This window comes from Parvibaculum sp. (assembly GCF_039680535.1).
Lineage (GTDB): Bacteria > Pseudomonadota > Alphaproteobacteria > Parvibaculales > Parvibaculaceae > Parvibaculum.
On the sequence record NZ_JBDKSS010000013.1, the window covers coordinates 609174 to 626862 of the forward strand.

At 63.3% G+C, this 17689-nt stretch carries 21 protein-coding genes; 4 read left to right on the plus strand and 17 right to left on the minus strand.

The annotated features are described in order from the left end of the window. Positions 1–17 precede the first annotated feature (17 nt). Entirely contained in the window at positions 18–1061 is a 1044-nt protein-coding gene (pstS, locus tag ABFC66_RS09950; protein WP_346740790.1) for a phosphate ABC transporter substrate-binding protein PstS, read from the minus strand. Between the two features lie 153 nt (positions 1062–1214). Further along, positions 1215–1604, minus strand: a complete 390-nt coding sequence (locus ABFC66_RS09955) for a hypothetical protein (protein WP_346740791.1) — start codon at positions 1602–1604, stop codon at positions 1215–1217. 115 nt (positions 1605–1719) lie between these two features. Between ABFC66_RS09955 and ABFC66_RS09960 the strand changes: the two genes are divergently transcribed. Then, positions 1720–2271, plus strand: coding sequence for a YbhB/YbcL family Raf kinase inhibitor-like protein (locus ABFC66_RS09960; protein ID WP_346740792.1), 552 nt, complete (start codon positions 1720–1722; stop codon positions 2269–2271). A 5-nt stretch (positions 2272–2276) separates the two neighbouring features. Here the strand turns inward: ABFC66_RS09960 and ABFC66_RS09965 are convergent, their stop codons facing one another. The 8 genes from ABFC66_RS09965 to ABFC66_RS10000 form a co-directional block, all read right to left on the minus strand. After that, positions 2277–2891 (minus strand): DedA family protein, encoded by a 615-nt coding sequence (locus ABFC66_RS09965; protein WP_346740793.1) that lies wholly within the window; start codon positions 2889–2891, stop codon positions 2277–2279. 16 nt (positions 2892–2907) lie between these two features. Beyond that, positions 2908–3531 carry a glutathione S-transferase gene (locus ABFC66_RS09970; protein ID WP_346740794.1) on the minus strand — a complete coding sequence of 208 codons (624 nt, stop codon included), beginning with the start codon at positions 3529–3531 and terminating at the stop codon, positions 2908–2910. Continuing rightward, the gene (locus tag ABFC66_RS09975) at positions 3528–4445 is read right to left on the minus strand and encodes an alpha/beta hydrolase (protein ID WP_346740795.1); all 918 of its coding nucleotides are present in this window, start codon (positions 4443–4445) and stop codon (positions 3528–3530) included. The genes ABFC66_RS09970 and ABFC66_RS09975 overlap by 4 nt, the downstream gene beginning before the upstream one ends. Positions 4446–4611: 166 nt before the next feature. Beyond that, on the minus strand, positions 4612–4815 hold the full coding sequence (locus tag ABFC66_RS09980; protein WP_346740796.1) for a cold-shock protein: 204 nt from the start codon (positions 4813–4815) through the stop codon (positions 4612–4614). A gap of 281 nt (positions 4816–5096) precedes the next feature. Continuing rightward, on the minus strand, positions 5097–5336 hold the full coding sequence (locus ABFC66_RS09985) for an AMP nucleosidase (RefSeq protein ID WP_346740797.1): 240 nt from the start codon (positions 5334–5336) through the stop codon (positions 5097–5099). A 167-nt stretch (positions 5337–5503) separates the two neighbouring features. After that, complete coding sequence (locus ABFC66_RS09990) at positions 5504–5815, minus strand: hypothetical protein (RefSeq protein ID WP_346740798.1); 312 nt, start codon at positions 5813–5815, stop codon at positions 5504–5506. Positions 5816–6010: 195 nt separating this feature from the next. After that, positions 6011–7150, minus strand: coding sequence for an acyl-CoA dehydrogenase family protein (locus ABFC66_RS09995; protein WP_346740799.1), 1140 nt, complete (start codon positions 7148–7150; stop codon positions 6011–6013). Between the two features lie 57 nt (positions 7151–7207). Further along, positions 7208–8395 carry an acyl-CoA dehydrogenase family protein gene (locus ABFC66_RS10000; RefSeq protein WP_346740800.1) on the minus strand — a complete coding sequence of 396 codons (1188 nt, stop codon included), beginning with the start codon at positions 8393–8395 and terminating at the stop codon, positions 7208–7210. 269 nt (positions 8396–8664) lie between these two features. Here ABFC66_RS10000 and ABFC66_RS10005 point away from each other — a divergent pair, with 269 nt between their 5' ends. Then, on the plus strand, positions 8665–9771 hold the full coding sequence (locus ABFC66_RS10005; protein WP_346740922.1) for a DJ-1/PfpI family protein: 1107 nt from the start codon (positions 8665–8667) through the stop codon (positions 9769–9771). A 25-nt stretch (positions 9772–9796) separates the two neighbouring features. Here ABFC66_RS10005 and ABFC66_RS10010 read toward each other — a convergent pair whose 3' ends face one another. Both ABFC66_RS10010 and ABFC66_RS10015 read right to left on the minus strand, forming a co-directional pair. After that, the gene (locus ABFC66_RS10010) at positions 9797–11410 is read right to left on the minus strand and encodes an acyl-CoA synthetase (protein ID WP_346740801.1); all 1614 of its coding nucleotides are present in this window, start codon (positions 11408–11410) and stop codon (positions 9797–9799) included. Positions 11411–11588: 178 nt separating this feature from the next. Beyond that, on the minus strand, positions 11589–12722 hold the full coding sequence (locus ABFC66_RS10015; protein ID WP_346740802.1) for a ferritin-like domain-containing protein: 1134 nt from the start codon (positions 12720–12722) through the stop codon (positions 11589–11591). Between the two features lie 225 nt (positions 12723–12947). Between ABFC66_RS10015 and ABFC66_RS10020 the strand changes: the two genes are divergently transcribed. Further along, positions 12948–13766, plus strand: a complete 819-nt coding sequence (locus tag ABFC66_RS10020) for an alpha/beta hydrolase (protein ID WP_346740803.1) — start codon at positions 12948–12950, stop codon at positions 13764–13766. On the opposite strand, the gene ABFC66_RS10025 is transcribed toward ABFC66_RS10020, so the two are convergent. The 5 genes from ABFC66_RS10025 to ABFC66_RS10045 all read right to left on the minus strand — a co-directional run bounded on the left by ABFC66_RS10025 (position 13756) and on the right by ABFC66_RS10045 (position 17098). Then, entirely contained in the window at positions 13756–14259 is a 504-nt protein-coding gene (locus ABFC66_RS10025; RefSeq protein ID WP_346740804.1) for a response regulator, read from the minus strand. The two genes, ABFC66_RS10020 and ABFC66_RS10025, sit on opposite strands and share 11 nt — an antisense overlap. Beyond that, complete coding sequence (locus ABFC66_RS10030) at positions 14256–14756, minus strand: Hpt domain-containing protein (RefSeq protein WP_346740805.1); 501 nt, start codon at positions 14754–14756, stop codon at positions 14256–14258. Before ABFC66_RS10030 ends, ABFC66_RS10025 begins: the two co-directional genes overlap by 4 nt. Before the next feature lie 10 nt (positions 14757–14766). Next, complete coding sequence (locus ABFC66_RS10035) at positions 14767–15261, minus strand: response regulator (protein WP_346740806.1); 495 nt, start codon at positions 15259–15261, stop codon at positions 14767–14769. A 121-nt stretch (positions 15262–15382) separates the two neighbouring features. Continuing rightward, positions 15383–16249, minus strand: a complete 867-nt coding sequence (locus ABFC66_RS10040) for a class I SAM-dependent methyltransferase (protein WP_346740807.1) — start codon at positions 16247–16249, stop codon at positions 15383–15385. Between the two features lie 54 nt (positions 16250–16303). Beyond that, a complete protein-coding gene (locus tag ABFC66_RS10045; RefSeq protein WP_346740808.1) occupies positions 16304–17098 on the minus strand; it encodes a hypothetical protein in 795 nt (264 codons plus the stop codon). Positions 17099–17211: 113 nt separating this feature from the next. On the opposite strand from ABFC66_RS10045, the gene ABFC66_RS10050 reads away from it, so the two are divergent. Continuing rightward, positions 17212–17688, plus strand: a complete 477-nt coding sequence (locus ABFC66_RS10050; RefSeq protein ID WP_346740809.1) for an NUDIX domain-containing protein — start codon at positions 17212–17214, stop codon at positions 17686–17688. Position 17689: the final 1 nt, after the last annotated feature.

A 17689-nucleotide genomic window follows, 5' to 3' on the forward strand; every position in this document is an offset into this window, starting at 1 on the left:
TGTTGCCGGTTGGTGCCTTAGAAGACGGGCTTGCCCGAAGTGTCGACAACCTGCTTCCAGCTGTCTTCGACGAGCTTCACGACCTTGTCGGGCATCGGAACGTAGTCGATGTCCTTCGCCAGCTTGTCGCCATCCGCATAGGCCCACTGGAAGAACTTCAGAACGGATTTGCCATTTTCAGGCTTGTCCTGGGTCTTGTGGAGCAGGATGAAGGTCGCCGCCGTCATCGGCCAGCTCGTCGCGCCGGGCTGGTTGGCGAGGATGAGGTAGAAGCCCGGAGCCTTCGCCCAGTCGGCATTCGCGGCCGCGGCCTGGAACGCTTCATAGCTCGGCTTCACGAACTTGCCGTCCTTGTTCTGCATCTCCGTGAAGGTGAGGTGGTTCTGCAGGGCATAGGCATATTCGACGTAGCCGATCGCGCCTTGCGTCTGGCCGACCATGGCCGCGACACCTTCATTGCCCTTGCCGCCAAGACCGACGGGCCATTCAACGGCGGTGTTGACGCCGACGGCAGCCCAGGCGGGCTCGACGGCGTTGAGATAGTAAGTGAAGTTGAAGGTCGTGCCCGAGCCGTCCGAACGATGGACGACAGCGATGGGCGCGTCGGGGAGCTTCACGCCCTTGTTGATCGCGGCGATCTCAGGCGCGTTCCACCTGGTGATCTTGCCGAGATAGATGTTGGCGAGGAGGGAGCCGGTCAGCTTGATTTCGCCCGGCTTGATGCCCGCGAGATTGACGACCGGGACGACGCCCCCCATGACCGTCGGGAACTGGATCAGATCGCCCTTCGTGAGTTCGGCAGCCGTCAGCGGTTTGTCGGACGCGCCGAAGTCGACGGTCTTCGCGTTGATCTGCTTGATGCCGCCGCCGGAACCGATCGACTGATAGTTCATGCCGATACCGGTCTTCGCCTTGTAGGCTTCCGCCCACTTCGCATAAACGGGATAGGGGAAGGTCGCGCCGGCGCCCGAGATGTTGGAGGCCTCCGCGGCGGTGGTCAGAACCAGAGCGGACAGCGCGAAAAGGCTCGCCCGTCCCAGTTTTCCGAAGGATTTCAGCATGATGTTGGACTCCCTATGTCGAGCCGGCGGCCTATGCCCCTCTGACTACGACAGTTCGATGACAAATATATGACATAAACGGAATGGCCGCCCAGCCTTGGCCCCCAGCCTGCGTCGCAGGCTGCGGGACCTCGGTGCTCGCCAAGGCTCTTCTCAGGCCCGAATCGGGGGAGCGTTGCTGAAGGGGCGAAGATAGGGGCGTGCCGGGGCCGCTTGTTCCAGCCGGGCGGGGCGGAAATCCCGCATTTCAGCGGCGGCGGGCAGGACGCCGGGCGGGGCCATGATCGCTGCGAGGTGGGGCCCGGCGCCGAGGGCTGCGCCTTCCCGCTTCACGTCGGTCGTTTGCAGGATGGCGGCCTTGCTGGCCTCGATGGCGCTTTGCCAGACGAAGCGAGGCCGGCGGCCATGTTCGTCGCCATGGACGGCCATGAAGACGACGACGGCGCAGCAGAGAGCAAAGAGAATGCGGAGCGGCCACGCGGTGGGCACCCCCGGATGGGAGGCGCGAGTGTCGATCAGGCTGGTCTGCGAGGATGCGCTCATCGGCCCAAGACATGCCGTTTGGCAAGGGCGAGGGTCAAATCATGATTTTATTACATTGGGGGATGCATTGCGGCGCATGGCGTCCTTGCGCGACCATGCCTGAAAGGAGGCGCGCATGAGCAGAGCAAGTCTGGTTGCGGGATTGGCCATCGTCCTGTCGCTTGTGGCCGCGCCGTCCCACGCCTCCGACGGCTTTCGCGTCTCCAGTCCGTCATTCGTGGCTGGCAAACCGATTCCCGCGACGAAATTCGTCTTCGACCGTTTTGGTTGCGGCGGGGCGAATATTTCTCCCGGCCTCTCCTGGAGCGGTGCGCCGGAAGGCGCCCGAAGCTACGCCGTCACGCTTTTCGATCCGGATGCTCGAGGCGGGAAGGGCTGGTGGCACTGGCTGGTCTTCGACATCCCGCCGACGCGCACCAGTCTTGCCGAGGGTGGGCTGGTGCCGAAGGGCGCAATGGAGGGGACGTCCGACTTCGGCGTGCCGGGCTATCAGGGGCCGTGCCCGCCAAAGGGCAGCGGCGCGCATCACTATGTTTTCACCGTCTATGCGCTCGACGTGGAAACGCTCGCTCTCGGTCCGAATGTGAAAGGCGCGCCGGCGCTTGAGGTGCTTCGCCGCCATTCGCTTGGCGCGGCAACAGTGCAGTTCCTTTACGGCAGGCCCTGAGCGCTTCAGTTCTTCCGGCGATAGGTCCAGATGATCCAGGCGCAGGACGCGACGATGAGAACCGCCCCCGTGAGCGCGTAGGGAACCCAGCCTTCCTCGCGTTCCAGGAGTTGCCAGATCGAGGTTGCGGCAATGCCGGGGATGAGAAGGACCGGCGCCCAGATGAGGCCGGAGAGGATGTTGGCCAGCCAGAAGCGGCCGGCCGGCATCTCCATCATGCCCGCGATCAGCGGAATGACGGCGCGCACCGGTCCGAAGAAACGGCCGATAAAGACGCTCTTGCCCCCATGCCTTTCGAAAAAGCGGTGCCCGTTGGCGAGCAATTCGGGCCGCGTCTTGAAGGGCCACATGCCGGGGATCAGATGGCCGAAGCGAAGGCCCAGCCAATAGGAAATGCCGTCGCCGAGCGTTGCTCCCGCGATGCCGCCGACGAGCAGCGGGACGATGGGCACCGTGCCGTCACGCACCAGCGTGCCCGCGGCGACCATGATGGCTGTGCCGGGGACGAGAAGGCTCACAAAGGCGAAGGACTCGCCGAAGGCGACCAGAAAAATGATCGGACCTGTCCATTCGGCGTTCTGTCGGATGAACTCTACAAGTGAATGGACAAAGTCGCCCACCGGTCAGCGACCCGCGTCAGGCGAAGGCATAGGGGCCGCCGCGTGTGAGCGCCCGCTGATAGGCAGGCCGCGCCTGAAGCCGCGCGAGAAGATCGATGAGGTTGGGGTAGTCATTGAGCAGGCCGCGTGCCTTTGCCGCTTCGAGCACGAATGAATTGAGAATGTCCGCGGCGCTGAATTCGTTGCCCAGAAGGTAGCCGCCCTTTGCGACCGCGTTGTTCATGTAGGAGAGGTGGTTCGCGATCTCGCCGAAGATGCGCGGATGCAGCGGCGCGCCTGCATCGCCCAGCCGTCCCACATAAAGTGCGAGCAGCAGCGGCAGCATGGCCGAGCCTTCCGCGAAATGCATCCACTGGAGATAGGGCAGGTAATCCGGAGAAGTCTCGGCGGGCGCGAGCCGGCCCGCGCCATATTTGCGCACGAGATATTCGACGATGGCGCCGGACTCGGCGACGGTGAGACCGTCATCCGTGATGACAGGCGATTTGCCGAGCGGATGAATTTCCTTCAGCTCCGGCGGCGCGAGATTGGTCACCGCGTCGCGCTGGTAATGGACGATCTCATAGGGAACGCCCAGTTCCTCCAGCAACCAGAGAATGCGCTGCGAGCGCGAATTGTTGAGATGGTGAACCTTGATCATGTAGCCCTCCCCGACGCTGCCTTGCGATGCACATGGACGAAGGCGACGATCTCGTCGATCGCCTGCCGTGCCTCCGGCAGAATGTCCGCCATGAGGTGCCAGACATGGGGCACCTTGGGCCAGACCTTGATCGTTACCGGCACCGCCGCCGCACGCATCTTGTCGGCCATGCGCGTGGAGTCGTCGAGTAACATTTCCGTGTCCCCGACGTGAAAGAGCGTGGGCGGAAGATCGGCGACGTCGCCGTGGAGCGGCGAGATATAGGGATTGTGCGGATCGGCGCCGGGGCAGTAGCGGCTTTCCACCGTATGCATCATTTGCTCGACGAAGAGTGCGTCGCGTTGCGCGTTGCTGACGCGCGAGCCGCCCGTTGCGGCGAGGTCGGTTGCAGGCGAGAGGCAGACAAGAGCGGCGGGCAGCGGAATGCCCTCGGCCTTGAGCCGCAGCACCAGCGCGAGAGCGAGATTGCCGCCCGCACTGTCGCCGCCGATCACGATCTCATGCGCCGGAACTTTTTCAAGCAGCGCGCGATAGGCCGCGACGCAATCGTCCAGGCCGGCCGGGAAGAAATGCTCCGGCGCGAGCCTGTAATCGACGGCATAGACGGCCATGCCCGTCTTTGTCGCGAGCCGGTGCGTGAGGGGGCGGTGCGTGCGCGGAGATCCGGCGACCCATCCGCCGCCATGAATATAGAAGAAGGCGCCGCTGCTCTCCGCTCCGGTCGCGGTGAGTTTCTCTACGGCTACGCCGCCGAGTGCGGTCTGCTCGACGGTGACATCGGCGGGGAGCTTCGCGTTCTGCGGCTCCATTGCCGTCATGATCGGGCGGAGTGTCATCACATCCGGGTTCTTCTTGAAGCGGCGCTTCACCTGGAAACGCATCATCGGATTGATGAGAAGAAGCTGCAGGCTCATTTCAGTCCTCTTGCGGCTGGGCGCCGCTTATTGGTGTGCAATGTTTGTGAGCCGATGCAACCGGTACGGACGCCTCCTGTCAAGGAACGCTGCGTGGTCTCTGAAAAGCAAAATGGCCGGGCGCTGGGCCCGGCCATCGATTGGCGTTCGCTGATCCGAAAGTGGATCAGGCGACCGAGAGGTTCGCAGCCGACGTCTTGCCACGTTCGGTCACGAGCTCGTAGTTGATCTTCTGGCCTTCATTGAGCGTACCGAGGCCGGCGCGCTCCACGGCGCTGATGTGCACGAACACATCCTTGCCGCCTTCGGACGGCTGAATGAAGCCATAGCCCTTCTGGGCATTGAACCACTTCACAGTACCAGTAGCCATTTGGGTCTCCTTGCGCACTTGCGTGCGGTAATAACCACGCTCTCATTGCGCGGCTGATGATGATGGCAACCTAAGTTTTTGGAAGTGTCTTGAAAGGCCCGTAGGGCAAATCAGCCAAGGCAGGCCAAAATGTCGATTGCCGCCAAAGCAGACAAGATTAGTCCGCTCAAGTCAACAGCGTTTGGCCGCCGGCGGACGAACGCGGGCGTCTTTTGCGCCGCCCGCAAAGCCTTGCTTGCGTGGGGAAAAACGGCTTCTCCCCGTCCGGAATCCTGAGTGGATTACTTCTCTTCGCCCTTGCGGACGAAGGTGGCGGCGTAGAAAAGCTCGCCGTCGAAAAGGTCCTTCGGGGCGCCGAGGCCCTCGATCATCTGGAAGCGGCGCTGAACGATCTGGCCTTCCATGCGGTAGCCCTTCTCGCTCATGTTCCGGCGATGGAACTCCATGGCGGCGGGCGTGAATTCACGGGCCAGCACGGTGATGCGTTCGGGCAGGTCGCTGGTCTTTTTGTCGTCAGCCATACCGGTCTCTCGTCGTTCTCTAGATACTGGATCGATGGCGCGAGGGCTTGCCCGGCGCGCGGGCGCAGTATGGGACCGGGGGGGCTGCTTGTCGAGTATCCGGATAACCAAAGAAAAAGGCGCGGGGCCCGCGAGCGCCGCGCCTTTTTGCATGAAACGCCAGGAGGTCAGTTGTTGGGGCGGAGGTAGTAACCGGTACCCTGCCAGCCCATGTCCCGCGAGGGGGCTTCCTGGGAATTGGTGTTGTCGGTTCTGTTGTAATAGCCGGGCGTGCCGAAGTTGTCGGTCCCGTCCTCGCTGCTCTTCATGGAGAAGTTGAAGCCGTTACTGTCATTCGAGCCGCCGACGCTCTGGTCGGTGTAGCGGGCGGCATTGGCGCCGTCGGTCTGCACCTGATAGGTCGTGAAGGCGAATGACGGCGCGGTCGCGGCCAGTAGGCCAGCGGCGCCTGCAAGGGCTGCAAGAGCGATCTTGCGCATGGGTCATGCTCCGAATCTGGGGCGTTCCCCGAAGGGAACCTGCGGCCCAAGCACATACCGCGATGCCGGACCTGTCAAGAAATGCATCATTAAATCTGGGAAGGATCGGCGTTCAAACAAGTGTTCGACGCCCTTTCGCCGCAATAATGACGGGAAACAAAGCCGCCCGCCGGGATTCCGGCGGGCGGCAGGGTCTCAGAAGCCTTCGAGCGCGGCGTAGCGGTCCCGATGGAAATTGCCGTCGCCGAAGGTGGCGGCGGCCACGCGGGCACGCTTCATATAGAGGCCGACATCGAACTGGTCGGTCATGCCCATGCCGCCATGCATCTGAAGGCCTTCATTGGTGACGAGGCGGGCCGTATCGGACAGCCGCGCCTTGGCGAGGCTTGCCGCCTGGGGCACGTCGTTCCGCCGGGCTTCGAGCGCGGAAAGGGCGTCGAGCACGACCGAGCGGCAAAGCTCGATCTCGGCGAACATGTCGGCCGCGCGGTGCTTCAGCGCCTGGAACGAGCCGATCACCACGCCGAACTGCTTGCGCTCTTTCAGGTAGGCGACCGTCTGGTCGAAGACCGCCTGAACGAGGCCGAGAAGCTCGGCGGAAAGGCCGACGCGGGCAATGTCGAGAACCTGCTCGAGCACATCCGTGCCGCCATCGACGGAGCCGAGCACGCTGTCGGCGGAGACGACGACATTGTCGAAGGTGACATTGGCGGCATTGCGGTTGTCGACCATCTGCGTCCGCTGGATTGAAACGCCCTTTGCCTTCGCATCGACGAGGAAGAGGGTGATGCCCGACTTGTCGTCCTCCTTGCCCGAGGTGCGCGCCGCGACGATCAGCCGGTCTGCGACATGGCCGTCGAGCACAAAGGTCTTGCGTCCGGAGAGGCGATAGGAGGAACCCTCGGCGACGGCGCGCGTCGCGACATGCGTCGGATTGTGGTGCGCGCCTTCCTCCAGCGCGAGCGCCATGATGAGTTCGCCCGCAGCGATGGCAGGCAGGATTTCCTGACGCTGTGTCGCGCTGCCCGCGAGCTGAACGGCGGAGCCGCAGAGCAAGACGGTCGAGATGAGCGGGGTCGCGGCGAGTGTGCGGCCCGCCTGTTCGAGCACGAGGCCGAGGCCTACGGGGCCGAAATCCGTGCCGCCGTATTTCTCCGAGATCAGGATGCCGGCGAAGCCGAGATCGGCCATTTCCTTCCAGGCGCCGCGATCGAAACCGGCGGGCTCCTTCGTGTCGCGAATCTTGCGGAGGTTGGCTACGGGAACGCGCTCCTGAAAGAACTGTGTCGCCGTATCGCGAAGAAGCTGCTGCTCCTCGGTCAGTACCAATGCCATCGAAAATACTCTTTTATCTAATGTGAAGGAGGAGAGGGGACGAAGCTGTGCCGTGCCTCAGTCGGGCAGGCCGAGCACGCGCTTGGCCACCACGTTGAGCTGCACTTCCGATGTGCCGCCTTCGATGGAATTGCCCTTGGAGCGCAGCCATGACCGCGTGATGCCGAGTTCCTCTTCAGTGAATCCTTCGCCTTCCCAACCCAGAGCCTGCGTGCCGAGAATTTCGAGCATGAGCTCGTAGCGGCGCTTGTTAAGCTCGGTGCCGTAATATTTGAAGATCGACGAAGCCGCGCCCGAGCCGACGCCCGCCTTTGCCTCTTCCGCCGTGCGCTGAAGCGTCAGCGCGAAGGCCTTGCCATCCATCTTCTGCTTCGCGATGCGTTCGCGCAGCGCCGCCGAAGCGACGCGCCCATTGGCTTCGCCGAAATAATCCTTCGCCAGCGCTTCGAGGCTTGCGGAGCTGCCGACGCCGGAGCCGAGGCCCATGCCGGAGATCATGTCGCGTTCGTGCTGAAGCAGGCGCTTCGCGATGGTCCAGCCCTTGTTGAGTTCGCCGACGAGATTCTTCTTCGGCACCTTCACATCGGTGAAGAAAGTTTCGCAGAAAGGCGAGGCGCCGGAGATCATGGTGATCGGGCGCGCTTCGACGCCGGGCGTCGTCATGTCGAAGAGCACGAAGCTGATGCCGTCATGCTTCTTCGTCGTGTCGGTGCGCACGAGGCAGAAAATCCAGTCGGCCTTGTCCGCATAGGAGGTCCAGATCTTCTGGCCGTTGACGAGGTAATGGTCGCCCTTGTCCTCGGCCTTGGTCTGAAGACCGGCGAGGTCGGAGCCCGCGCCCGGTTCCGAATAACCCTGGCACCAGCGGATTTCGCCGCGCACGATGGGCGGCAGGTGTTCGCGCTTCTGCTCTTCATTGGCGAATTCGAGAAGGGCCGGCCCAAGCATCCAGAGGCCGAAGCTCGACAGAGGCTGGCGCGCCTTGATGCGGCGCATTTCCTGGCTGAGGACGAGGCTTTCTTCCTTCGTCAGGCCGCCGCCGCCATATTCCTTCGGCCAGGTCGGCGCGGTCCAGCCGCGCGACGCCATGCGGTCGAGCCACACTTTCGAATCGGGATTGGCCCATGCCGCGTTGCGGCCGCCCCAGGGCGTCTCTTCTTCGGGCATCGGCGTACGCATCGAAGCGGGACAATTCGTCTCCAGCCATTCGCGTGTTTCCTGCCGGAACTTCTCAATCGGTTCCATTGATTGCTTCCCTCTCTTCAGGGGTGAATTTTCTATGACGGCAAGATAGCAGCCATGCGGTGTCAGGCAATCGCCGAGAGGGCGAGAGGCGAAGATTTGTCGAGAGCGGCTGGCCCCGAACATGAGTGAGCTTGCATGAGCCCATGCCGGGGCTCGCGAGCGCGTCGGTCGGGCAAGGCGGCTGAAAATGCATGGAGAATGTCATTGCCGGGGCCCGGGATTGGGCGATCCTTGGCCAGTCGCAACATGGAGGCACGGCGATGGCAAGGATGATCTGGCTGTTATTCTTCTGCACGGCGTTTCTGGCTCGCGCGGAGCCTGCTGCGGCAAAGCCCCTCGTCGCGGTTCTGGCACAAAACAGCGGGACCGAGATGACCGATTTTATGGTTCCTTATGGCGTCATCGCCAGCTCGGGGGCGGCGGACGTCATCGCCGTTTCGACGGGGGCGGGACCGATCGATTTCATGACAGGCGTGGAGGCGCGCGGCGATATGACTATCGCTGAATTCGACGTCGCGCATTCCAGGGGCGCAGATTTCGTCATCATTCCCGCATTTCACGACTCCGAAAATGCGGCGACGCGCGACTGGCTGCGGAAGCAGGCCTCGAAGGGCGCGACCCTCGTCTCCATTTGCGACGGCGTGCTGGTAATGGCGGGGACGGGGCTTCTCGACGGGCACAAGGCGACGGGGCATTTTCATTCGCTCGATGAGCGGCGACGGGATTTTCCGAAGGTCGAGTGGAAGACGAATACGCGCTTCGTGCAGGACGGGAAGTTCATTTCGTCGGCGGGTGTGAGCGCGTCGTTGCCGACGGCGCTCTATATCGTCGAGTTGATTGCCGGGCGTGAACGGGCGATGGAGGTGGCAAGGGCACAGGGCGTTTCCGGCTACAGTGCGGCGCATGACAGCGACGCGTTCCGGCTTACGACGGGCGACTACTGGCTGGCGGCGAAGAGTCTTCTGTTCGCCTGGCCGCGCGATGTCTATGCGTTGCGGACTGGCGCGGGCGTTGACGAAGTCGGTTTCGCCTTTGCGGCCGATATGCTGTCGCGCACTTTTCGCGCGAAGGTCGCTGTCGTTGCGGACGAGGCCGAGGTAAGGACGCGGTACGGTTTGCGCCTGCTGCGCAGGATGGCGCCCGAGGAAGTGCCGTCGCGCGCGGTGACCGTGCGTATTGGCGGCGCGACGCAGATGAGCGATCTGGCGGTCGGCGAAGGCGCGCGGGCGGCTGACGACATGGCGGATTATCTAACCCGGCGCTATGGCGCAGAGATGGCGGCCTTCGTTACGACGCAGTTGGAATATCCCGCGAAAATACACAGACCTGCTGCGAAGTCTGCTCTTCCAGCGCTCGCGTCGAACCCTCCCCTTTGAGAGGGAGGGTTCGCGGAACGGTGAATTAGGCGACGCCGAGTTCGTGCTTGGCGAAGGCCGTCACGCCCTTGTAGTCCGCCTTGCCGTTCGGCGCGCGGAAGGGGATCGTGGTGCCGAGCAGGATGCGCTTCGGCGTCTTGTAGCCCGCGAGCTTCTCGCGCACATGGGCGCGGATCGCGGCCTCGTCGAACGAGTGGCCATGGGCGAGCTTGATGATGCCCGTGACCGCCTGTCCCCATTTTTCGTCGGGCAGGCCGACGACCAGCGCGTCCTCGACGGCGGGGTGCGTCTTCAGCACTTCCTCGACTTCTTCGGGATAGACCTTTTCGCCCGCTGTGTTGATGCAGACGGAGCCGCGGCCGAGCAGGGTCAGCGTGCCGTCGGCTTCGACGGTGCACCAGTCGCCGGGGATCGAGTAGCGCTTGCCCGCAATGGTGCGGAAGGTTTCCGCCGTCTTCTTCTCGTCCTTGTAGTAGCCGACCGGGATCGGAGCGCCCATGGCGATAATGCCCGGCTTGCCGCTGCCCGGCTCCACCAGCTCGCTGTTCTCATCGAAGACCTTGCAGCGGTCGCCGATCTGGAACTTCGCAGTGCCGATCTCGCCATCCTTCGTCATCATCGAAGCGCCGAAGCCGATGCCTTCCGAGGCGCCGAAGCTGTCCGTCATGATCGCCTGCGGGATGTGCTTGAGAAGGCCGCGCTTCACTTCCGTCGACCACATGACGCCCGACGAAATGATCGTGACGATGCTGGAGAGATTGTATGTCCCCGGCTTTTCGTCGAGTGTGCGCAGCATTGGCTTGGCGAAGGCGTCGCCAACGATCGCGATGCTCTGCACCTTGTTGCGGTCCACCGCCTCCCAGAGTTCATCCGCATCGAGCGAAGGACTTTCGAGCGTGACCAGCGCGCCGCCCGCCATGATGACGCCGAGCGAACTCAGAAGACCCGTGCCATGCATCAGCGGGCAGGCGGGGAGATGGCATCCCTGCGGGCCCATGGCCTTCATCGCCTCGACGAGCTGCTCCAGCGTTTCGGGCACGGGGCCAAGCTTGCGGCCCGCTTCAAGCTGGATTTCGCGCAGATCGTCATGCCGCCACATCACGCCTTTCGGCATGCCGGTGGTGCCGCCGGTATAGATGAAGAGGAGATCGTCGGGCGAGCGTTTGATGTCGAGCTTCTCGCCGTTGCCGGTGGTCGCCAGCGTCTCGTAGCGCTCGGCGAAGGAGGCGATGTCGTCGCTCTCGTTCACCTCAACGAAGGTATGTGCCTTGACGAGGCGCGGTTTGATCTCCTCGATGATGTCGCGGAACTCCGAGCCATAGACGACCGTCTGGGCGTCGGAATTGTCGAAGATGTAGAAAACCTCGTCGGCCTTGTAGCGGTAGTTGACGTTCACATGGGTCAGCCGCGCCTTGAAGCAGGCATTGAGCAATTCCATGTATTCCGGCCGGTTGCGCATGTAGAAGGCGACCTTGTCGCCCGGCTTCGCGCCGCGCTCGATGAGGGCGCGGGCGAGGTTGTTGGTGCGCTTCGTGCTTTCGCCCCAGGTGATCACGCGATCCTGGTGGACGAAGGCCGGGGCATCCTGGGGCAGGACCGGCGAAATGGCGTCGAGAATGTCCCCGAAATTCCAAGGCATGAACGAACTCCTCCCAGAGTCATATGGTGTCGGCCTCTTCGGGCCAATTTCTGTTGGGGGGCATGATACAGCGAAAATCGCGCCCGTCATCCGTTCTGAAGCCAGCCGGTGGGCGGGGGGCAACGAAAAAGGGCGGCCCTTGCGGGGCCGCCCTTCGGTCTCAGGTCGCGCCGGCCGCTTATTCGGCAGCCGACATCTTGTCCAGCGAATAGGCGCGGTTGCCCTGGCCGTTCAGCTGGAGCAGGTACTTGATGCCTTCTTCCGCAATGTCGTCGCCGATCATGCGGTCGCCTTCGGCATAAAGCTCCTTCATGTCGATGAAGGCGGCATAGTTGCCGGCGGTGCGGCTGGTGATGATACCCGCCTTGAGCAGCGTCTTGATCAGAACGCGGAAGATGTTGGTCGATTCCTGCATGCTCTCGCGGATCTTGACGTCCGTGAGGGCTTCCATGAAGGCGCCCTGCACCCACTCCCAGTCGAGGCCGACAGCGGCGTAGATGTGCTTCTTCTGCTCGGGGCTGCCGAGGTTGTAGAGCAGCACTTCGAAGACGTGCCAGGCCCAGTCTTCGATCTGGTTGCGCTCATCCTCGTTGATGTGCGGGATGGTGCGGTCCGCCCAGATCTTGCCGAACTTGTGGTGGAAGGCTTCGTCCGTCATGGTCAGCTGCATGAGCTTGACCATCAGCGGGTCGCGGCCGTCCTTGTAGAAGGTCGCGAAAGCGCCCATGGCGAGGCCTTCGACGAGCATCTGCATGCCGACGATCTTCTTCCACACCAGCGGCGAGAGCACGAGTTCGGTGAGGATATTGCCGAGCGCCGGGCCGACGCGGACAGGCTTGCCCCAGCGCGCCTTGATGTAGTTGGTGAAGCCGGCGACGTGGCGCGCCTCTTCGCGGGTCTGGTTCGCGGCATATTCCTGTGCGCCCGGATCCTTCAAGATGTGGCAGAGCGAAGCCGAGAGCGCCAGCGCGCCCGCTTCGCCGTGGAGGATCGACGACAGCGACCACTGCACATCGAGATTGACGAGTTTGATCTTCTGCTTTTCGTCGAGCTTGTCGGCGACAGCGGTCTTGAGGTCGGTGTTCTGATTGGGATCGACCAGATATTCGTTTTCCATGTCGAAGGGCTGGGAGAAGTCGACATACTTCTTGTCCATCGGATCCCAGAAATGATCGTGGGTCGCCGAGATGATCTTGTCGAAGGCGTTGGAGCGCTTGCCGTAACGCTCGACGTCCATCATCGCCGGGAAGTCATCCGGGGCGACGGCTTCGTAAGCCGGATCCACGGTCAGATTCGTTTCGATCTTCGTCATAGCTCCTCCTGTGCACGGCCGTTTCCCGGCCTGATACTCTGCGGCTGGCCTACGGTTTTCCGAGCCTCCGCCCTCTTTCCCATGACCAATATAGTGCCGAGGGTTAATGGTTGCAAAAAATAATGACGCCCATGTCACTTTTGATCACGCTTCTCGGGGCGCCCTTCAGCCCTATACGGAGGGGGCGGGAGCGGTGCTAACGTGATGAAAACAAAGGGGGCGTGGATGATGAGATCGGGATTTACCGAAACGGCTCACGGGCGGATCGCCTGGATCGAAACGGAGGGCGAGGGGCCGGCGGTTGTCTTCATCCACGGCAATTCCTCAGCCAAGGAAATGTTCGGTCGGCAGCTCGAAAGCGGGATCGCCAGGCGGTACCGGTTGATCGCGTTCGACCTGCCGGGCCATGGCGCCAGCTCCGATGCTCCCGATCCGGAGAGCACCTATTCCATCCACGGCTTTGCAGATGCGGCAATCGCCTTTCTCGAGGCGCGGGGTATCTCGCGGGCGGTCCTGATGGGGTGGTCGCTGGGTGGCCATGTGGCGCTGGAGCTGCTCGCGCGCTGGCCGGGCGCCGTTGCGGCCTGGATCACCGGAACGCCGCCCGCAGGGGCTGCCGACATGCAGCAGGGATTTCTTCCTTCGGAAGACATGGGCCTCACCTTCAAGGACAGTTTCACCGAGGAGGAAGCGCGTTCCCAGTCTCAGGCAGGGGTGGGGAAGGGTGTGCGGCTTGAACCGTGGATGCTCGAGGCGGCGCTCCGCGCCGACGGACGCTTCCGTCCGCTGATGCTGCAATCGATCATCGAGGGGAAGGACATGGACGGGCGCAAGATCGCCGAGACGGCGACGCAGCCGCTCGCTGTGGTCACTGGAGGCGCCGAACCCTTCGTCAACAACGAGTTCCTGAGCACCGTGTCCTATCGCAACCTTTGGGATCGCAGGGTGCATGTCCTCGACGGGCTCGGTCACGCTCCCTTCTGGCAGGATGCGCCGCGCTTCAACGAGCTCTTCTCGCGGTTCCTCGATGAGGTTACTCGCTGAACGTGTCAGATATGCGCGGAACGAGGCGCCGCGTCGGCGAGGGACCGCGATAGCTCTTCGTCTCGACGACGTGAATCGGCTTCGACACGGCGGCGAGAATGCGTTCATAGAGCATGGCCGCGGTGATGGGCTTGCCTATGTAGTCGGTGACGCCATTGTCGCGGGCAAGCCGCACCATCTCCGGCCCGATATGGCCTGAGATCATCAGCACAGGCACGTCGCGGTCGCAGCACTCGCCGCCGCCTTCGGCGCATTCGCCATTGCGGACACGCCGCGTCAGCTCATAGCCGTCCATCGGCCGCATGCTGCCGTCGGTGATGATGAGGTCGGGCGCTTCCGAGCAGAAGAGCTCCAGTCCCTTCTCGCCGCTCGCCGCGCTGTGGATCGCGCCCACGCCCATGCTTTCGAGAAGCGCGGCGAGAACATTCCTCATCTCGGCGCTGTCGTCGACGATGAGAATCTTGAGGCGGGCGAAAAGCTCGCGGTCCGTCATCCGGCCGATCTTTCGCCTTCATGCGTAAGCGCGATGAGCCGTTCGAGCGACATCAGGGTCTCGCTCGCGAGAATCTCGTCGGCGCCGCCGCTCTGAACGGCGTCATACATGGCTTCGACGTGGAAGCGCATGACCGTGGAGGCGGCGGATTTGTAGTTTTCGAGATAGCCGCAAAGCGAATGGGCGAAGCGGCCGACCGTGGGATAGCCAAATGTCCCCGCCAGGCCGCGAATTTCATGCGCCATGGCGTAGAGCTGGTTCCATGCCTCGGCGTCGCCTGCGCCCGCAGGCTCGATGAATGAGAAGAGCGAGCCAACCTGAGTCTTCAGGTTTTCCGAATATCTGGCACTGAGCTCGCGGATGGTTTCCTGCATCTGGTCGAGAACGCGAGGGTCGAGCCGGACAGGGGCGGTGAAATCCACGCCGAGCTTGCGTTCCGCGATCGAGGGTAGGCGAACGAAACGCGCCTGAACATCCGGGGTCTGAACGTCGGTCATGCGATAGCCCTCAGATATAGGTCACTTGACGGCGTTCGGGACCGTCGATCGCTGCCGTGTCGGCGCGGCGATCCGGCCCGGTGAAGGTCGGGGTTTCAACGAGTTTGCGAGGGCGGTTCAGCGCGCCGACAAGGCGTTCGTAGAGAAGGCGCGGCGAGACCGGCTTGCAGATGAAATCGGTCACGCCGGAGTCGCGGGCGCGCTCCACGGCGGAGAGTTCGCTATGCGCGGAAACCATGATGATGGGGACGGCGCGCAATTCGTCCTCGCCGATGGCGCGCAGGCGCTGGGCGAGCACAAAGCCGTCCGTCGGCTTCATGGCGGCGTCGGTGATGACGATATCGGGCCGGTGCTCAAGAAACTTTGCCCAGGCTTCTTCGCCGTCGCCGGCAACGATGACCTGGCCGACGCCGAGCACGTCGAGCAGCCGCGCGATCAGCCTGCGCATGTGCAGGCTGTCGTCGACAACCAATATCGTCAGCATCCCGAACAGCGATCGAGCCATTCTTGTCCCCACAGAAACTCAGTGAACGCCCCACGCGCTCATCTGCACCCTAGCGGAGAGGTTCTAAAGAAAAGGTAGCATTCTGCAGGGATTTACCCGCCGAAAGGGCGGGCAAGGCCCGTCATGCCCGAGCGGTGACGATCCAGACAGCCCCGCCGAGGGCGAGGCCTTCGGGCGTCACATGCTTCGCAAACTCGCTGCGGAGGCTTTCCTTGACGCGGGAAAGGACTTCCTGCGGCTGTTCGTTGAGCATCCGTCCAACCGGTCCGACCTCGAGCGACTGGGCGACGGCTTCGTCGAGTGCATCTGGGCCGGCGCCAAGCGTCAGCAATGCGTCGAAGGGTGTCATGGCAACATCGCGGAAGCCGGCGCGGGTCAGGATCGAGGTGACATGCGCTGCGTCCGCGAAGGCGAAGGGGCCGGGCGCGCCGGGAGCGGCAGGCTCGGGTGGCGCGACATGGGCTAGCGCGGCGCGAAGGGGTACGGTGACCCAGCCATTCTCCGCCACCGAGCGCCAGCAGATGAACACAAGCCGGCCGTCTGCCGCCAGCGACGAGCGGATATTGGCGAACGCGGCCGCGGGATCCGCGAAAAACATCACGCCGAAGCGCGATGCCATGACGTCGAAGCTTCCGCGGGTGAAGGCATGAGAGGAGGCATCGGCAATTTCAAACGTCGCGGTGCTTCTTTCTGCCGCCGCCCGCTCCCGCGCGCGCTCCACCATGGGCACGGAAATATCGACGCCGAGCGCGCGACCCTTCGCACCGGCCGCGCGGGCGAATTCGAGCGTGGTCGCGCCACATCCGCAGCCGATGTCGAGAATGCGCTCGCTGGGGGCCACATTGGCCGTCTTGAGCAGGGCGGCGCTGAAGGGCGCCAGCATGCGGTCGAGACGATCCTGCGCCGCCACCCATTTCGCGCCAAGCATGCCGTTCCAGGCTTCGATCTGTTCGGAATTGTTCTGCGCCGACGTTTCGCCCGTTGTCATATTGCGTCTCCCCTGTTCGCCTCAGCATGAGAGGCGGAAAGGGCGAGGGCAAGATCAATCGGCGGGCACGGGCTCGTCGCGCTCGGCAAGCAGGCGCAGCCGATGCTCGATCTCGGTGATCCCGAGTTCGATGGGGCCGAGGTCGTCATCTTCCGGCGAGGCGGCATCCGCGCCGGTCGGCAGTTCCGGTTCGATCGAGCGCGGGCCTGCCGCCGATTGGAGGCGGGCCAGGCGATCCGCGATCAGCGCGGCATGATCGAGGAAACGCTCGCTGACCTGGGTAACAAGCGTCTGCGCCGCCGTGATCTCACCGGCGATCAATGACAGTTCTTCGTCTTCGGCGAAACCCGAACGCGGCGGCGAAAGTTCGAGGCCGCCCGCGCCTGTGGTCAGGTTGACGACATGGACGGCGACGCCGGCGCGGCCATCCTCATTGAGTTCGATGTCGAGCGCCTGATGTTTGCCGCCGATCAACCGGCCATTGATGAGGTTGATACGGTTGTGCGAGGCGGACCCCACGGCTGCGTCGATTTCCGCGCGAAGATCGTCATAGCGGCCCGCGAAGAGCGCCCTGTGACCGGGATCTTCGGTCGCCATCGCCGCATGAACGAGATCGAGGGCCTCGCGAAGGCGCTCGCCCACCGTGTCGATGGCAAGGACGGCGGTTTCGATTGTGGAAAGGCTTGTGGCGATGCGCTGTCCGAGTTCGGCTGCCGAACGCGAGCCCGCTCCCGCGGCGGTGTGGCGGAGGGCGCGCGCGACCGCGCTCCGCGGGGCGCGCGGCTTTGTGGGAGGTCTACGCTTTTTCTTCTTCTTGCTGCTGCCCAACAGCAGCGAAACAATGCCCATGATCCGGCCCTCGGCGGGCATTGCCCTTTGCCCGCACGCGGAAAGCCTAGGCCTTATTGGTTGACGCAACCTAAACGGCGTCCACGCTCAGCCGATCTGCTAGGCTGGAACCCATGGCGAATCTACCTGCACCACTCTGGAGGATCATACGGCCCCTGACCCGGATCTATTACCGGCTCAGCCGGCCATTGACCGTGGGCGTTCGCGGGCTGGTGCGGGACGAGCGCGGCCATGTGCTCCTCGTCCGCCATTCCTATGTCGATGGCTGGTACATGCCGGGCGGCGGCGTTGAGCGCTCCGAAACCGTCATGACGGCCCTGACGCGCGAGCTGGACGAGGAGGCGGGCATCCTGCTCAGGGAGCGGCCCAGATTCGTCGGTCTCTACGCGAATTTCCGCGAATTCAAATCCGATCACGTCGCGCTCTTTCTCATCGAGCATGGGAGCTACGACCGGGTGGCGCGGACCAGTTTTGAAATCGCCGAATATGATTTCTTTTCGCCGGACGCGTTGCCCGAAGGAACGACGCCCGGCACAAGGGCCCGCATCCGCGAAGTGCTGACGGGGGAGAACGCGCCCGACCTCTGGTGAG

Excerpts from the sequence above, each read along its gene's own strand:
- pstS (WP_346740790.1), bottom strand. The coding sequence starts at position 1,061 with ATGCTGAAATCCTTCGGAAAACTGGGACGGGCGAGCCTTTTCGCGCTG.
- ABFC66_RS09955 (WP_346740791.1), bottom strand. The coding sequence starts at position 1,604 with ATGAGCGCATCCTCGCAGACCAGCCTGATCGACACTCGCGCCTCCCAT.
- ABFC66_RS09960 (WP_346740792.1), top strand. The coding sequence starts at position 1,720 with ATGAGCAGAGCAAGTCTGGTTGCGGGATTGGCCATCGTCCTGTCGCTT.
- ABFC66_RS09970 (WP_346740794.1), bottom strand. The coding sequence starts at position 3,531 with ATGATCAAGGTTCACCATCTCAACAATTCGCGCTCGCAGCGCATTCTC.
- ABFC66_RS09975 (WP_346740795.1), bottom strand. The coding sequence starts at position 4,445 with ATGAGCCTGCAGCTTCTTCTCATCAATCCGATGATGCGTTTCCAGGTG.
- ABFC66_RS09980 (WP_346740796.1), bottom strand. The coding sequence starts at position 4,815 with ATGGCTACTGGTACTGTGAAGTGGTTCAATGCCCAGAAGGGCTATGGC.
- ABFC66_RS09985 (WP_346740797.1), bottom strand. The coding sequence starts at position 5,336 with ATGGCTGACGACAAAAAGACCAGCGACCTGCCCGAACGCATCACCGTG.
- ABFC66_RS09990 (WP_346740798.1), bottom strand. The coding sequence starts at position 5,815 with ATGCGCAAGATCGCTCTTGCAGCCCTTGCAGGCGCCGCTGGCCTACTG.
- ABFC66_RS09995 (WP_346740799.1), bottom strand. The coding sequence starts at position 7,150 with ATGGCATTGGTACTGACCGAGGAGCAGCAGCTTCTTCGCGATACGGCG.
- ABFC66_RS10000 (WP_346740800.1), bottom strand. The coding sequence starts at position 8,395 with ATGGAACCGATTGAGAAGTTCCGGCAGGAAACACGCGAATGGCTGGAG.
- ABFC66_RS10005 (WP_346740922.1), top strand. The coding sequence starts at position 8,665 with ATGATCTGGCTGTTATTCTTCTGCACGGCGTTTCTGGCTCGCGCGGAG.
- ABFC66_RS10010 (WP_346740801.1), bottom strand. The coding sequence starts at position 11,410 with ATGCCTTGGAATTTCGGGGACATTCTCGACGCCATTTCGCCGGTCCTG.
- ABFC66_RS10015 (WP_346740802.1), bottom strand. The coding sequence starts at position 12,722 with ATGACGAAGATCGAAACGAATCTGACCGTGGATCCGGCTTACGAAGCC.
- ABFC66_RS10020 (WP_346740803.1), top strand. The coding sequence starts at position 12,948 with ATGATGAGATCGGGATTTACCGAAACGGCTCACGGGCGGATCGCCTGG.
- ABFC66_RS10025 (WP_346740804.1), bottom strand. The coding sequence starts at position 14,259 with ATGACGGACCGCGAGCTTTTCGCCCGCCTCAAGATTCTCATCGTCGAC.
- ABFC66_RS10030 (WP_346740805.1), bottom strand. The coding sequence starts at position 14,756 with ATGACCGACGTTCAGACCCCGGATGTTCAGGCGCGTTTCGTTCGCCTA.
- ABFC66_RS10035 (WP_346740806.1), bottom strand. The coding sequence starts at position 15,261 with ATGGCTCGATCGCTGTTCGGGATGCTGACGATATTGGTTGTCGACGAC.
- ABFC66_RS10040 (WP_346740807.1), bottom strand. The coding sequence starts at position 16,249 with ATGACAACGGGCGAAACGTCGGCGCAGAACAATTCCGAACAGATCGAA.
- ABFC66_RS10045 (WP_346740808.1), bottom strand. The coding sequence starts at position 17,098 with ATGGGCATTGTTTCGCTGCTGTTGGGCAGCAGCAAGAAGAAGAAAAAG.
- ABFC66_RS10050 (WP_346740809.1), top strand. The coding sequence starts at position 17,212 with ATGGCGAATCTACCTGCACCACTCTGGAGGATCATACGGCCCCTGACC.